Origin of the sequence: Hypericibacter sp., from assembly GCF_050729195.1 — a bacterium.
Lineage (GTDB): Bacteria > Pseudomonadota > Alphaproteobacteria > Dongiales > Dongiaceae > Hypericibacter.
In genome coordinates this window covers 1-14,615 of the sequence record NZ_JBOHKS010000091.1, presented here as the reverse complement: position 1 = coordinate 14,615, position 14,615 = coordinate 1, and the positions used below count along the sequence as shown (strand labels likewise).

16 protein-coding genes are annotated in these 14,615 nt (G+C 65.3%); 5 read left to right on the top strand and 11 right to left on the bottom strand.

The features are described 5' to 3' along the window. From ACREE8_RS06875 to ACREE8_RS06840, 8 genes are all read right to left on the bottom strand, one after another. A partial coding sequence (locus tag ACREE8_RS06875; protein ID WP_431572241.1) for a hypothetical protein occupies nt 1-455 on the bottom strand: 455 nt, incomplete at its 3' end. A 2-nt stretch (nt 456-457) separates the two neighbouring features. Beyond that, nucleotides 458-1,264: a DUF72 domain-containing protein gene (locus ACREE8_RS06870; RefSeq protein ID WP_431572240.1), complete on the bottom strand. Its 807-nt coding sequence runs from the start codon at nt 1,262-1,264 to the stop codon at nt 458-460. A gap of 129 nt (nt 1,265-1,393) precedes the next feature. Further along, nucleotides 1,394-2,089, bottom strand: a complete 696-nt coding sequence (gene urtE / locus ACREE8_RS06865) for an urea ABC transporter ATP-binding subunit UrtE (RefSeq protein WP_431572242.1) — start codon at nt 2,087-2,089, stop codon at nt 1,394-1,396. 2 nt (nt 2,090-2,091) lie between these two features. Then, nucleotides 2,092-2,853, bottom strand: a complete 762-nt coding sequence (urtD, locus tag ACREE8_RS06860) for an urea ABC transporter ATP-binding protein UrtD (RefSeq protein ID WP_431572239.1) — start codon at nt 2,851-2,853, stop codon at nt 2,092-2,094. Beyond that, entirely contained in the window at nt 2,850-3,989 is a 1,140-nt protein-coding gene (gene urtC, locus ACREE8_RS06855) for an urea ABC transporter permease subunit UrtC (protein ID WP_431572238.1), read from the bottom strand. Before urtC ends, urtD begins: the two co-directional genes overlap by 4 nt. Continuing rightward, nucleotides 3,986-5,596: an urea ABC transporter permease subunit UrtB gene (gene urtB / locus ACREE8_RS06850; RefSeq protein WP_431572237.1), complete on the bottom strand. Its 1,611-nt coding sequence runs from the start codon at nt 5,594-5,596 to the stop codon at nt 3,986-3,988. The genes urtC and urtB overlap by 4 nt, the downstream gene beginning before the upstream one ends. A gap of 64 nt (nt 5,597-5,660) precedes the next feature. Continuing rightward, a complete protein-coding gene (gene urtA / locus ACREE8_RS06845) occupies nt 5,661-6,956 on the bottom strand; it encodes an urea ABC transporter substrate-binding protein (protein WP_431572236.1) in 1,296 nt (431 codons plus the stop codon). 238 nt (nt 6,957-7,194) lie between these two features. After that, nucleotides 7,195-7,785 (bottom strand): flavin reductase family protein, encoded by a 591-nt coding sequence (locus ACREE8_RS06840; RefSeq protein ID WP_431572235.1) that lies wholly within the window; start codon nt 7,783-7,785, stop codon nt 7,195-7,197. Between the two features lie 261 nt (nt 7,786-8,046). Between ACREE8_RS06840 and ACREE8_RS06835 the strand changes: the two genes are divergently transcribed. Continuing rightward, complete coding sequence (locus ACREE8_RS06835; RefSeq protein WP_431572234.1) at nt 8,047-8,559, top strand: DUF305 domain-containing protein; 513 nt, start codon at nt 8,047-8,049, stop codon at nt 8,557-8,559. A gap of 12 nt (nt 8,560-8,571) precedes the next feature. Then, complete coding sequence (locus ACREE8_RS06830) at nt 8,572-10,044, top strand: YncE family protein (RefSeq protein ID WP_431572233.1); 1,473 nt, start codon at nt 8,572-8,574, stop codon at nt 10,042-10,044. Between the two features lies 1 nt (nt 10,045). On the opposite strand, the gene ACREE8_RS06825 is transcribed toward ACREE8_RS06830, so the two are convergent. After that, a complete protein-coding gene (locus ACREE8_RS06825; RefSeq protein ID WP_431572232.1) occupies nt 10,046-10,924 on the bottom strand; it encodes an NAD(P)-dependent oxidoreductase in 879 nt (292 codons plus the stop codon). Here ACREE8_RS06825 and ACREE8_RS06820 point away from each other — a divergent pair. Both ACREE8_RS06820 and ACREE8_RS06815 read left to right on the top strand, forming a co-directional pair. Continuing rightward, entirely contained in the window at nt 10,908-11,189 is a 282-nt protein-coding gene (locus ACREE8_RS06820; protein ID WP_431572231.1) for a hypothetical protein, read from the top strand. The two genes, ACREE8_RS06825 and ACREE8_RS06820, sit on opposite strands and share 17 nt — an antisense overlap. Further along, nucleotides 11,186-12,376, top strand: a complete 1,191-nt coding sequence (locus ACREE8_RS06815) for an MFS transporter (RefSeq protein ID WP_431572230.1) — start codon at nt 11,186-11,188, stop codon at nt 12,374-12,376. The genes ACREE8_RS06820 and ACREE8_RS06815 overlap by 4 nt, the downstream gene beginning before the upstream one ends. 13 nt (nt 12,377-12,389) lie before the next feature. On the opposite strand, the gene ACREE8_RS06810 is transcribed toward ACREE8_RS06815, so the two are convergent. After that, complete coding sequence (locus ACREE8_RS06810) at nt 12,390-13,442, bottom strand: hypothetical protein (protein ID WP_431572229.1); 1,053 nt, start codon at nt 13,440-13,442, stop codon at nt 12,390-12,392. Nucleotides 13,443-13,453: 11 nt separating this feature from the next. Next, entirely contained in the window at nt 13,454-14,089 is a 636-nt protein-coding gene (locus ACREE8_RS06805) for a DUF1989 domain-containing protein (protein ID WP_431572228.1), read from the bottom strand. Between the two features lie 41 nt (nt 14,090-14,130). On the opposite strand from ACREE8_RS06805, the gene ACREE8_RS06800 reads away from it, so the two are divergent. Next, nucleotides 14,131-14,615 (top strand): MFS transporter (locus ACREE8_RS06800; protein ID WP_431572227.1); only part of this gene is annotated, 485 nt, incomplete at its 3' end.

Here is a 14,615-nt window from a genome sequence, read left to right as displayed (position 1 = left end):
GTCTCTCCCACCGCAATCATCGCGCCGTCCGGCAGCTCGTCGATCGGTCCCGGCAACGCGTGGCGGCGCTTGGTCTTGCCGTCGAGCCTCTCGGCGTGAAGCGCGCAATCCATGGCCGGCGCGCTCGGCGGGGTGACATGGTTGCCCTGGGCCCAGCTCGCGCGGAAACGGTCCGCCGCCTCGCGCCGGCAGAAGAAGCAGGGCCGATGCCCTGCCGCCAGCGCCGTCGCCTCGTCGAGGAAGAAGAGCTCGGTCCAGCTCCGCCCGCCCATAACCTGACGGCGCATGCCCTTATATTCGCAGAGGCAGACGATCCAGGCCTTGCCGGCCCAGCGTCGCGGCAGCAAGGTCTTCGTTGCCGGATCGTGGATGATTCCGCGATTGCCGGTGAAGAGGCCGCGCTCCGGGAGGGCCAGGATCTCGCCGAAGGGCGTGACGCGATTCTGCAGGGGCATTCCTATTTAACGCGCTCGATCAGCGCCATCGCCGCCGCCGGGTTGCGAACCTTGCCGCCGCTGATGACATAGAGGAAGACCTCGCGCGACCCGCTTTTCTTCGGATGGGGCGTCACGGTCTCGAGATCCTCCGGTGCGCCGCCCGCGGCCCAGGCCTGCGCCCGCTTGGCCCAGCGGTCGAGGGCCTTGGCGGGATAGCCGGTCGGTTCCTTCTCGACCGTGCCCATGATGCGCGCATAGACGAAGGGCGCCGTCACGTCGGCGATCAGCGGAAACTCGGAATCGCCGGCCAGCACGATCGCGACGCCATGCTTGCGGGCGAGCGCCACGGCCTCCGGTGTCTTGAAGCTTTCATGGCGCAGCTCGATCGCATGGCGGATCTTCAGCCCCTCGACGGTTTTGGGCAGGAGTTCGAGGAAGCCCTCGAAATCGGCGGCGTCGAACTTCTTGGTGGGAGCCAGCTGCCAGTTGATGGGGCCGAGCTTCTCCTTCAGCTCCGTCACGCCGCTGGCGAAGAAGCGCTCGACGGACTCGCCGCCTTCGGCCAGCACACGCCGGTTGGTGGCGAAGCGCGGTCCCTTGAGCGAGAAGACGAAACCCTCCGGCGTCTCCTCGCGCCATTTGCGGAAGCTCGCCGGCTTCTGCGAGCCGTAATAGGTGCCGTTGACCTCGATCGAGGTGAGCTTGCGGCTGGCATATTCGAGCTCGCGCTTCTGCGCCAGCCCGTCGGGATAGAACACGCCGCGCCAGGGCTCGAAGACCCAGCCGCCGATGCCGATATGGATGAGCGATTCTGCCTTTCGCGGCATCGGAAACCCTCCCCGCCTGATCGATTGCGCAGGACTAAAGGTAACCGAGCCGACCCGTCAAGGCATCCCCCGGTGATTTTCCCAGGCACTCTCCGGCCCCTGATGCCTCCAGGGCGGCCCTTGGGCGAGCTACACCGTCAGATGCTTGTGCACTTCCGGCGCGCCCAGCTCCGTGCCCTGGCCGGCGAGCACGATCCGCCCGCGATCCAGAAGGATGAAGCTGTCGGCAAGGCGCCGGGCGAAATCGAGATATTGCTCCACCAGGACGATCGCCATGCCGCCACGGCTTCGGAGCAGGGCGATGACGCGTTCGATATCCTTGATGATCGAAGGCTGGATGCCTTCGGTCGGCTCGTCGAGCAGTAGGACGCGGGGGCGCATGACGAGTGCCCGCGCGATCGCCAGCTGCTGCTGCTGCCCGCCGGAGAGGTCGCCACCGCGCCGCTTCAGCATGGTCAGCAGGGCCGGGAACAGCTCGAAGATCTCATCCGGCAGGGTCCGCGCGGCGCGCGGCAGGCAGGCGAAGCCGACGCGCAGATTCTCCTCCACCGTGAGCAGCGGAAAGATCTCGCGCCCCTGGGGAACGATGGCGATACCCGAACGCGCCCGGTCGGCGGCCGGCAGCCGCGCGATTTCGGCGCCGTCGAGCTGGATGCTGCCGGATCTGATCGGCTGGAGTCCGGCGATGGCGCGGAGCAGGCTCGACTTGCCGACGCCGTTGCGGCCGAGAACGCAGGTGACCTTTCCTTCCTCCGCTGCCAGCGAAACCCCGAAAAGCGCGCGGCTGGCGCCGTAGAAGAGATCGATGTCGGCGGTCCTCAGCATCATCAGCGTCCCAGATAGACCTCGATGACGCGGGGATCGTTCTGAACCTTCTCGAGACTGCCTTCCGAGAGGACCGAGCCTTCATGCAAGACCGTCACGCGAACGCCCAGCGACCGGACGAAGTTCATGTCATGCTCGACCACGACGACCGTATGGGTCCGGGCGATGTCGCGCAACAGCAGCGCGGTCTTCTCCGTCTCGCCATCGGTCATGCCGGCGACCGGCTCGTCGACCAGCAGGAGCTCGGGCTCCTGCATCAGCAGCATGCCGATCTCCAGCCACTGCTTCTGTCCGTGCGACAGGGCCCCGGCGATGCGCGCGGAGTCCGCATCCAGGCCGATCCTGGCGATCGTCGCGGCAATCCGGTCGCGATCGGCCGTCGACAGCCGCCAGCGGAGCGAGGTCAGGGGATCGCGCCGCGATTTGAGCGCCAGCTCGAGATTGTCCCAGACGGTATGGCTCTCGAAGACGGTCGGCTTCTGGAACTTGCGGCCGATGCCCATGGTCGCGATCGCCGCCTCGTCATAGCGGGTGAGGTCGGTCATGCGAAAGGTCACGCGGCCCGTATCGGGCTTGGTCTTGCCGGTGACCACATCCATCATGGTGGTCTTGCCGGCACCGTTGGGCCCGATGATGGCCCGCATCTCGCCGGACTGCACGTCGAGGTTCAGCCCGTTCAAGGCCTTGAAGCCGTCGAAGCTGACGGTCACGTTGTCGAGGAACAGAAGCGTTTCGACGCTGCGATGCGGTGGAACCTGGGTCATTCCGCGATCTCCGACAGCAGCTTGGCCGTGTCATCGGCCCGATGGTGGCGACGGAGGCGGAACGAGGTGAGCGAGCCGGCGATCCCCTTGGGCATGAACAAGGTCACGAAGATGAACAATCCGCCGAGGACGAAGAGCCAGGCCTCCGGCATGGCGCCGGTGAAGACGCTCTTGGTGAGATTGACGACGATGGCGCCGATGGCGGCCCCCCACAGTGTGCCGCGTCCGCCCAGTGCCACCCAGATGACCGCTTCGATGGAGTTTCCGGGCGAGAATTCGCTGGGATTGATGATTCCCACCTGCGGCACATAGAGCGCGCCCGCGACGCCGGCCATCACGGCGGAAACGACGAAGATGAACAGCTTGTAGTGCTCGACCCGGTAGCCGAGAAAGCGGATCCGCGACTCGCCGTCACGGATGGCCATGATGATGCGGCCGAGCTTGGAGCGGACGATCAGGCGGCAGGCGACGAAGCAGAGCGCCAGCGCCAGGGCCGACAGGAAGAACAGGGCGGCGCGGGTGCCCGCCGCCTGGATCGGAAAGCCGAGGATGTCCTTGAAGTCGGTCAGTCCGTTGTTGCCGCCGAAGCCCATGTCGTTGCGGAAGAAGGCCAGGAGCAAGGCGAAGGTCATGGCCTGGGTGATGATCGAGAGATAGACGCCGGTGACCCTGGCCCGGAAGGCGAACCAGCCGAACACGAAGGCGAACAGTCCCGGCACCAGCGCGATCATCAGCAGCGCGAAGGGGAAACTCTCGAACCCATGCCAATACCAGGGCAGCTCGGGCCAGTTCAGGAACACCATGAAGTCCGGCAGATTGGGATTTCCATAGACGCCGCGCGAGCCGATCTGGCGCATCAGATACATGCCCATGGAATAGCCGCCGAGCGCGAAGAAGGCGCCGTGACCGAGGCTGAGGATGCCGCAATAACCCCAGACGAGATCGACGCTGAGGGCGAGCAGCCCGTAGCAGAGATATTTTCCGGCCAGCGTCAGCGCATAGTCGGGCACATGCAGAAGCGATCCCGGCGGTGCCAGCAGATTGAGCGCGGGGACGCCGACGCCCAGGAGGGCGAGGCAGGCGAGGAAGATCACACCGGCCCGGCTCAGGAGCGGTCGTGAGGGAGGTCCGATCATGCATCCACCCAGCGGCCCTTGAGGGCGAACAGCCCCCGCGGCCGCTTCTGGATGAACAGGATGACCGCCACCAGGATGATGATCTTGCCGAGCACCGCACCGGCGAAGGGCTCGAGGAACTTGTTGGCGACTCCGAGGCTGAGTGCGCCCACCAGTGTGCCCCAGAGATTGCCGGCCCCGCCGAAGACCACGACCAGGAAGCTGTCGATGATGTAGTTCTGGCCGAGATTGGGGCTGACATTGTCGATCTGCGAGAGGGCGACGCCGGCAATGCCGGCGATCCCGGAGCCGAGCCCGAAGGTCATGGCATCCACAAAGCCCGAGCGGATGCCCATCGCGTTCGCCATCGGCCGGTTCTGCGTCACGGCGCGCATCTGCAGGCCGAAGCTGGTCTTGCGAATGGCCAGCATCAGGATGGAGAAGACCGAGATCGCGAAGATCACGATGACGGTCCGGTTCATCGTAAGCGACAGGCCCCCGGCCAGCTCGAACGACCCGCTCATCCAATCGGGCGTGCCGACTTCCTTGTTGGACGCGCCGAAGATCGTCCGGACCGCCTGCTGCAGAATGAGCGAGACGCCCCAGGTCGCGAGCAGGGTCTCCAGCGGGCGGCCATAGAGGAAGCGGATCACGCTGCGCTCGATCAGCACGCCGATCAGCCCGGAAACCAGGAAGGCCGCGGGCAATGCCACCGCCAGGGAGAGTCCGAAGGCTTCGGGCGCGTAGGCCCGAAACAGATTCTGCACCACATAGGTGGTGTAGGCGCCGATCATGACCATCTCGCCATGTGCCATATTGATGACGCCCATGACGCCGAAGGTGATCGCGAGGCCGATGGCCGCCAGCAGCAGGACCGAGCCCAGCGAGATGCCGTACCAGATATTCTGGACCACCGCCCACATCTGCAGGGCGCTTTCGATTTTCTCGACGCCGGCGAGGGCCGCGTCCTTTTGCGCCCCCGTGGCCGTGGCCGCGAAGGCGGCGAGCAGGGCCGCCGTGTTGCGGTCGGCGCGCGCCGAGAGCATGTCGATGGCTGCGAGCTTCTCTTCCTCGGGCCGATCGCTGCGCAAGGTGGCGGCGGCGATGGCATCCTTCATGATGACCGCGATCGCCGGATTGGGTTCTTTCGCGACGGCCTTTTCCAGGGCCGGGAGCGAGGCCGGGTCGCCGGATTTGAGGACCGCCAGCGCGGCCTCCTTGCGCGCCTCCGCCTCGGGGCTGAAGAGGGTGAGGCCGCTGAGGATATTGGCGATGGTCTGGCGCAGCGCGTTGTTGACCTTCACCTTCTCGAGCTCGGCCTTCTGGGCCTCGCCGGCGGCGGCACCGGTGAGCGGCGCCGTCAGCAGCATCACGGTCCCGGAAAGCTTGGCGATGAAGACCTTCTGATCGGCCTTGCGCGCATAGAGATCGCCCGCGGAGAGCGCCTCCAGAATGGGCACCACGGCGGGATTCCCGGTGGCGGCCAGCTCGGTCACCGCGGCTTCGCGGGCCTTGAAGTCCCCCGGCGCCAGAGCGTCGACGAGCGCGTCGATGTCCTGCGCCAGTGCCGCGGTGCAGGGCCAGTGGAGCAGACAGGCGAGGAAGACGATGAACCGGAACCGTGTCATCAGGGTCAACGCTCCGGAGGTGCGAGGGCGGCGCGGCGCACAGCGCGCCGCCCCTTATGCCGGATCAGCCGGCACCGCCGCATTTGCCGGTGGCCACGTTGAAGTTGCCGCAGGAAAGCGGCTTGCGCCAATCCGAGATCAGGTCCTTCGAGCCCGGCAGATAGTCGGACCATTCGTCGCCGGCGACGAGACCCGGTGTCTGCCAGACGACATCGAACTGTCCGTCCGCCTGGATCTCGCCGATGAACACGGGCTTGGTGATGTGGTGGTTCGGCATCAGGGTCGAATAGCCGCCGGTCAGATTGGGCACCGACACGCCGATGAGGGCGTCGAGCACGGGGTCGGTATCGGTCGTTCCCGCCTTCGTCACGGCCTCGACCCACATGTTGAAGCCGATGAAATGTGCTTCCATCGGGTCGTTGGTGACGCGCTTGTCGTTCTTGATGAACTTGTGCCAGTCCTTGATGAAGGCGGCATTGATGGGCGTGTCGATCGACATGAAGTAGTTCCAGGCCGCGAGATGGCCCACCAACGGCCCGGTATCGATACCGGCCAGCTCCTCCTCGCCGACCGAGAAGGCGACGACGGGAATGTCGGTTGCCTTGATGCCCTGGTTCGCCAGCTCCTTGTAGAACGGCACGTTGGCGTCGCCATTGATGGTCGAGACCACGGCCGTCTTCTTGCCGGCCGAGCCGAACTTCTTGATGTCGGCGACGATCGACTGCCAGTCGGAGTGACCGAACGGCGTGTAGTTGATCATGATGTCGTCGGCCGCCACGCCCTTGTCGTGCAGATAGGTCTCGAGAATCTTGTTGGTCGTGCGCGGATAGACATAGTCGGTGCCGGCCAGCACCCACCGCACCACCCCGCCATCGGCGAGATAATTGACAGCGGGGATCGCCTGCTGGTTCGGCGCCGCACCGGTATAGATCACGTTCTTCGAGCTTTCCTCGCCTTCATACTGGACGGGGTAGAACAGAAGCCCGTTCAGCTCCTCGAAGACCGGCAGCACGGATTTGCGCGACACGGAGGTCCAGCAGCCGAACACAGCCGCGCATTTGTCCGCGGAGATCAACTGACGGGCTTTCTCGGCAAAGAGCGGCCAGTCCGAGGCCGGATCGACCACGACCGCTTCGAGCTTCTTGCCGAGCAGGCCGCCTTTCGCATTCTGCTGCTCGATCAGCATGAGCATGACGTCCTTCAACGTCGTCTCGCTGATCGCCATCGTCCCGGAAAGAGAGTGAAGGATGCCGACTTTGATGGTCTCGCCCGCGGCGAAGACCGGTCCCGACAAGAGCCCGAGCCCCATCATCGCCCCGAGCCCGACGCCCGCCTTCAACAATCCTCGTCTGTTCAACATGAGCCACCCCTGCTTTTTTTGTTGCCTTATCCAACCTTGCGTCACAGCAAGCGCCGTGCCAGTCCGAGGGGGAGCTGCAAGTTCATGAAAAGAGCCGCGATCGCGGCTCAGGAAAAAATTCAGGGGTGGGTTCTGCTCAATTATCTATCGTCGGCTCCATGCACTGCATTGAATTTGATCAGGCGCCGCAGCAAATCACTCGCTGTCGTTTGCCCGTCTGCACCGGTCTCGACGGCTGTCACAGATTGCCTGGCTTGAAGTGCCGGCGATATTTGCGCGTATTCTCGCCCGAGATCATAAAGATGCCGTCGCCCCGATAATGGATCGTGCGCGGGAATTCCGGCGCGGTCGCCGCATGCGCCTTCACCACTTCCCAGACGAACAGACTGTATTTCCTGATCAGGCTCGAATCCACCAGCTTGCATTCGAAATTGGCGTAGCATTCGCCGATGAGCGGTGCCTTGACCTTCGCGGCCGGCAGCGCGGTCAAGCCGAACTCGGCGAATTTGTCGATCTCGGCGCCGGAGCTGTTGCCGATCCCGACCACCTGCGGCGCCAGATCCACGGTCGGGATGTTGATCACGCATTCCTTGCTCTTGCGGATCATCTCGAAGCTGTGGTTCTCGCTCCAGATATAGCAGCCGATCAGCGAGGGCTGGAACTCCATCACCATATGCCAGCCCATGGTCATGATGTTGGTCCGCCCCTTCCAGGCCGAGCTCACCAGCACGATCGGGCCGGGCTCCAGGAAGCGGCGGATATTGTCGACCGGGAAATCCTTCTTGTCATAGCGCTTCCGGGCCGGGGATTTTGGTTTCAAGGCTCTCATGATCGGCTTCCTTTCTCCTGGGGCGACGTCCACATGATCCGGGAATCATAACCGACATCGTCGACGGGCTTGCCTGTGACCTTGCGGCGGCGGGGAACGATTGCCGCGCGAAATGAACAAGGCCAGCAGTTGCGTTCTCTCCGCGAGACACCAGATCGACTATTGCTGGCGTTGGCCGACCGGAACGCCTCCGCTGGATGCGCTCTCCGTTCTGGCCGAAAGCTGTATCGGATTTCACGAACCGCGCGCAGGGAGGTGCCGATGGCGTCTCGATCCTCAGGGATATTTTCCCGCCGTCGGCTCTTCAGCCCCGCCCAGCTGCTGCTGGCAGCGGCCTTGTGCGGCGGCCTCGTGGCCTTGGGCCTGGCCCTGGGCCAGGCGGCGCCGGCAGCAGAGACGATGCCGGCGTCGAGCGGCGGTGAAGCGCCCTTCCTGGCGGAGAACGAAGCGGCCATGAACCGCATGATGAGCGGCATGGCCGTCGCGCCAACGGGCGATGTCGATCGCGACTTCGTGGCCATGATGGCGGCGCATCATCAGGGTGCCATCGACATGGCCGAGACTCTCCTGCGCTATGGTCATAACGAACAGCTCCGGCGCATCGCGCAGGAGATCATCGTCGATCAGCAGCAGGAGATCGCGGCGATGCGCCTTGCCGTCGGCGAGCCGTTGCCGCCTTCGGCCGCCGCGCCAACCCAGCCCAGCACCGCTCCGGCCATGACCATGTCGCCTCAGGATGGCGCCATGAGTCACATCGTCATCCCCCTCGAATAAGAGTTTCCAACGATGACCCGATATCAATTGCCGCTCGCCTTGATCGCGGGCGCCTGCCTCCTGGCGCAATCCGTGGCCTGGGCCGGGCAGGCGCCTGGCGCTGCCGGCGATCCGGACATCCCGGTCAGCCATCGCGACCGCGTCTATGCGGCCGAGCAGTTCTCCAACACCGTGTCTGTGACCGATCCCGCCGATAACAAGCTCCTCGGCGTCATCCGGCTCGGCGAGCCGCAGCCGGCGAACTTCAGCCCGCTCTATAAGGGGCAGCTGCTGGTCCATGGCATGGGCTTTTCCCCGGATCACAGGACCCTCGCGGTCGTGTCGATCGGATCGAATTCCGTCACCTTCATCGATACCGCCACCAACGCGGTCAAGCATGTCACCTATGTCGGGCGCTCGCCGCACGAGGCCTTCTTCACGCCCGACGGCAGCGAGGTCTGGGTCACGGTCCGCGGCGAGGATTATGTCGCCGTCCTGGACGGTCAGACCTTCGAGGAGAAGACGCGGATCAAGGTGCCGGCGGGGCCGGGCATGCAGATCTTCTCGCCGGACGGCAAATACGGCTATGTCTGTTCCTCCTTCAATCCGGAGACCGACATCATCACCGTCGCCGACCACCAGATCGTCGGGCGGGTGAAACAGGACAGCCCCTTCTGTCCGAACATCGCCGCCTCGCCGGACGGAAAGCAGGTCTGGCTCACGCTCAAGGATACGGGCCGGACGATGGTGTTCGACGCGCAGCCGCCCTTCTCGGTCCTGACATCGATCGATACCGGTCCGATCACCAACCATGTCAATTTCGCCCGCAATGCGAAGGGCCTGTTCGCCTATGTCACGGTCGGCGGCTTGAACGAGGTCAAGGTCTTCCGCACCGACGACTTCTCGCAAGTGGCGGTCATCCCGGTCGGCAAGCTGCCGCATGGCGTCTGGCCGTCGGGCGATGGCAGCCGGGTCTATGTCGGGCTGGAGAATGCCGACGCCTTGATCGCGATCGACACCTTGTCGAACCAGGTCGTGGCGACCATTCCGATCGGCCAGGCACCGCAAGCGATCGCCTACGTCCCCAACGCCGTTCCCGAGGGTGACGGGACGCAAGGCCTGCAGCCGCTCGGCGTCGCCGGCCAGGCGACCCATCTGGAGCTCCTGCCGATGACCGGCGGCAAGCTGGCTGGCACAGCAGACAAAGCGCCTACCAGCGTGTCCCTGTTCGATCAGGGATTGGTGCAAGTGCTCGAGGCCTCCGTGACCGGCCTGCAGCCGAAGCAGCCTTATGTCCTGACCCTGTCGAGTCAGCCGAATGGCGGCGGTAAGCTCGAAGCGCTCGCCGCCTTCACCACCAACCCTGCGGGTTCGGCCATCGTCAACGCGGTCGGCCCGATCCGGCAGCTGGTGAAGGGCGAAGATCAGAATCCCCGCCGCTATCTGGTGATCCTGGCCGGCACGCCCGACAAGCTGGGCGAAGCCGTTCAGGCGCAGATCCCGTAACTCAAGCCTCGCCAGCATCCTTGGCCGCGAGCTGACCGATCGCCGACCAATCGAGAGTCTCGCCGCCATGCGCCAGCAGCGTCAGGAACCGATCCCGCAGCAGGCTCGCCAGCGGCAAGGGCACGCGCAGCGCCTCGCCGGCGGCGAGGGTGAGCCGGATATCCTTCTGGCCGAGCGGCGCGGCAAAGCCGGCCGGCTCGAATTTTCCTTCGGCAATCATGGTGCCGTAACCCTTGTAGATCGGGCAGCCGAACAGCGTCGAGGTGAGAATCTCCAGATATTCCTTCTTGTCGATACCGCCCTTGGCGACCAGCGCCATGGCCTCGCCCAGCGATTCGATCGCGGCGGCGATGAGGAAATTGTCGCTGAGCTTGACCAGATTGGCGGCCTTGGGCAGTTCGGAGACGACGAAGGTTCGCTGGCCGATCGCCTCGAACAACGGCATGACCGCTCGGATCGCGTCGGGCGCGCCGGCGCCGACCACGAAGAGCTGGCCCGCCGCCGCTGCGGGCGGGCGGCCGAAGACCGGGGCGGCGACATAGCGCTGCCGCTTGGCCTCATGGCTTGCCGTCAGCCGCTCCGACAGAACGACGCTGATCGTGCTGCAGGAAATATGGATCGCGCCGTGGGCGAGGCTGGCGAGGAGGCCGTCATAGCCATAACAGACGGTCTCGACGGCACTATCGTCCGCCAGCATGGTGACGACGACGTCGCCCCGGCAGGCCTCGGCGACGCTGGCCACGCATTTGGCGCCATGCGCGACGAGATCGGCGGCCTTCGCGCGCGTGCGGTTATAGACCGTCACCTCATGCCCGGCCTTCACGAGATTCAACGCCATGCCGCTGCCCATCTGCCCGAGCCCGATGAAACCGATCTTCATCTTCCTCTCCCTTGCTGCTGCGGCTGATGACCCCGCTACGGATGTGGTTTCCGGACTCATCCTTCAGAATGAATGGGGCGAAAGCATCGACCCTCATGACAACGCAATGACATCGGACCTCCCGCGTGAGCCGGTTCTCGCTGCGGCATTTTGCGCGGGGTTCTTCAGAGTGATCGCCTCCATCGGGCGAAGGCGAGAACGATATGATCGCCGCTCGGACGGTCATGGCGGCCTGATCGGAGAGCGACGAGGGTTGAAGGTTTGACGGACAGGACCACCGAACCCGGGTCGGGACCCTCGTCGACCCTCATCATCCTGTTTGCGATCGCGACCGGCGCGCTCGTCGCCAATCTCTATTACGCGCAGCCGCTGATCGCCTCCATCGGGCCCGAGCTGGGGATCAGCCCCGGCTTGGCGGGCTCAATCGCCAGCATCAGCCAGATCGGCTATGGCATCGGCTTGTTCTTCCTCGTCTCGCTGGCCGACCTGGTGGAGAACCGCGGCCTGGTGCTGGGGACATTGGCGCTCACGATCGTCGGATCGGTGGTCGCCGCGACCGCGACCAGCGCCCCCGTTTTCTTCGCGGCCTCGCTGCTGACGGGCCTCTGCTCGACGGGCGCGCAGGTTCTTCTGCCCTTCATCGCCCATCTGGCGCCGGAGGCGCGGCGGGGCCGTGTCGTCGGCAGCGTCATGGCCGGGGTGCTGACGGGCATCATGCTGGCAAGGCCCGCGGCGCTCTTCATCGCGGCGGCGCTGGGCTGGCGCGCCGTCTTCTGGGCTTCCGCGGGCCTGATGCTGGCGATCGGCCTGATGCTGGCGCGCGTCATGCCCCGCGAACAGCCGCGCGGCGGGATGCATTACGGCCAGATCCTGGCCTCGATGTTCGAGCTGTTTCTGAGGGCGCCCGCTTTGCGCCGTCGCGCCGCCTATCAGGCTTTGATGTTCGCTGCCTTCAGCATGTTCTGGACCGCGGCGCCGATCATGCTCGCGGACCGTTTCGGTCTCTCGCAATACAGCATCGCGATCTTCGCCCTCGCCGCGGCCGGCGGCGCGCTGGCCGCACCGTTCGTCGGGCGCCTCGCCGATCGCGGCTTCACGCGCCTTCTGACCGCAGGCGCGATGATCGTGCTGGGCTTGTCCTTCTACGGCACCAGCTGGGCGGTGACGGCATCGTCGATGGTGGCGCTCGTTCTCCTGACCGTGCTGCTCGACGCGGCGGTCCAGACCAACCAGATCACGGGCCAGCGCATCATCTATGCGGTCCCGGTCGAGACGCGCGGCCGGATGAATGCCATGTATATGACGCTGCTCTTCGCCGGCGGCGCGATCGGCTCGGTCTTGGGCACCATCACCTATGACTGGGGCGGCTGGAACGCGACCGCGAGCGCCGGTGGCGTCATGGGCCTCCTGATGCTTCTGCTGTTCGCCGCCGAGCTGCGCGGCTGGATCTGAGACCGTCCGGCTTTCAGCCAGCGATCATCTGCAGAGCGGCGGTGATTTTCCGGACCCGCCCGCGCAGTTCATTCAACGCTGCCACGGTTGCTCTTGCGCCCGGCTCGCTGACGAAGAACAGGTGATTCCCCGGCATGCCGACGGTCAGTTGCTCGGGCGCGATCCTGACGAGATCGAGGATTTGTTGCCACTGCTCGGTTGGCAAAGCGGCAAGGCGCGGCGCCTGCGGCCAGAGGTGGCGTTCGCAGAGGGTCTGCGCGATGTAGAACCCCCAGGCGGCCCGGTCCATCAGGGCATGGCGGACATCCAGCGCCGAGTCATGCGTCATCAGCACGAGGGGTGGAAATCCGGCATAGCGCGACGCACCGATATCATCGGTGTCGGCGAGAGGGTCGGGGACGAAGCGTCCGTCCCGGTAACGCAGTGAGGTTGCCGCCAGATTGATCGGCAGGTCGCCGGTGAAGTCCGCGCGGAAGAGGTCGTCGGGAATGAGTTCGTGACCGGCCAGCTCGTTCTGTCCCTGCAGCGACTGCAGCAGCCAGCTCGCGAAGCCGTCCTCGATGCGCGCGAGGCCTCGGGCCGAGGGCCGGAGCTGATCCATGCCGGGGAGAAGCCCGGGCAGCGTGGTCGCCGCCGCCATCGCCACGAACAGCTCGATCGCGATGCCCCGGCGTTTCAGCGCCGCCGCGAGCGGTTCGGCGATCCGGCCCGCCATGCTCCAGGCGAGCACAAGGATCTGGCGCGGGCCGCCTTGCGTTTCGAGGGTCTGCGCGACGATCTCAGCCGTCTGCTCGCCCCAGTCGCGCACCGAGAATTCGGGGTAGACGCGGTCGAAGACGGGATGATCCAGCGGGTAGGACCTCGCGAGGAAGGGGTAGCCCTCCTCGCGGAGCCAATGACCGAGAAAGTCGGCTGGGCGGCCCTGCGGATGACCATAGGCGATGCGCGCCAGCACACCGCCGCCGGTGACGAAGACGACGAGCGGCTGCCCGGCGCGCCCCGGCTCGAACTTCACCAGGGCGGGATAGCCGCCGCCCTCGCGGATCTCTTCGCCGGGATAGATCAAGGACATGGGGCTCACTCTGCCTCCTCGCCGGGCTCCACCAGAACCGAGAAGGGCCTGGCCGATCCGTCGCCGCCGTTGGTTGGGTAGCAATCATCCGGGCATGACGAGACGATGATCCGGACAGGACAAAGCGCCTTCAGCACCACCGTTCCGCCGGGAATATAAGGTGGGCGGGCATAGTCGATCCGGCCGTCTTCCTTCACATTCGCGCGCATGAAGAGATTCCAGGGCTGCGGCAGAAGCGGTGCAGGCCAATCGATCTGCCGCGCGCAGGTCTCAAAGTTGGCGGCGCAGTTCGGATGCCCCGCTTCACGGCCGAACCGCCGATACATCGCCTCGCTGCAGGCGGCGATCAGCGTGTCGTGATGGCCGCCGGCCGTATCTTCGCGATATTCCAGCAGGGGTCGATAGCGATTGGAGATCAGGACATCGCCCGGATCGAAGAAGATCTTGCCGAGGACCTCGCGGCAATGGCCGACGGAAAGATACTCGGGCTCGCGGCTGGGGATGAGGCACCAGAAATCGACGACCTGGGTGCCGTTGTCATTGACGATCTCGATCCGGTCGCCCTGCGAAAGCGCGAAGGCGGCGCCTTCGCGGGCGGGTACGACGAAGCGGCCGTAGGAACTGATTTCGCTGACCTGCATCCGAGGAACCTCTTCAGCCTTTGGGCGATCGGAGGATAGCGATGACGCCTGTTCAGGCAACCGCGCTCATGCAACTCTCGTCAAGCCTGGGTTTCTTCCTGGCGATGGGGACCGGGGCCAGGCGGAAACAGGGGGCGAAACGCATGCGGGGGGTCGGTCTCAGGGCATTGCTGCCGCTCTATCTCGTGATCTTCATCGGCTTCTGCGGCTATTCGCTGATGATCACGCTGTTCGTCCCCATGCTGATGGGCGCGAACGGATTCCTGGGCGCCGAGACCACGGCGAACCAGCGCAGCGTCGTGCTCGGCATCCTGCTCGCGATCTACCCGCTGGGCCAGTTCCTGGGCTCGCCGGTGCTCGGCGCCTTCTCCGACCGCTATGGCCGCAAGCCCGTGCTCATGATCTCGCTGCTGGTCTCCATCGCGGCCTATGTCCTCATTTCGTGGGGCATCGAGGCGCGCTCGCTGATCCTGCTCGCGGCCGGCTGCCTGATCGGCGGGCTCGCCGAGTCCAACATCGCCATCGC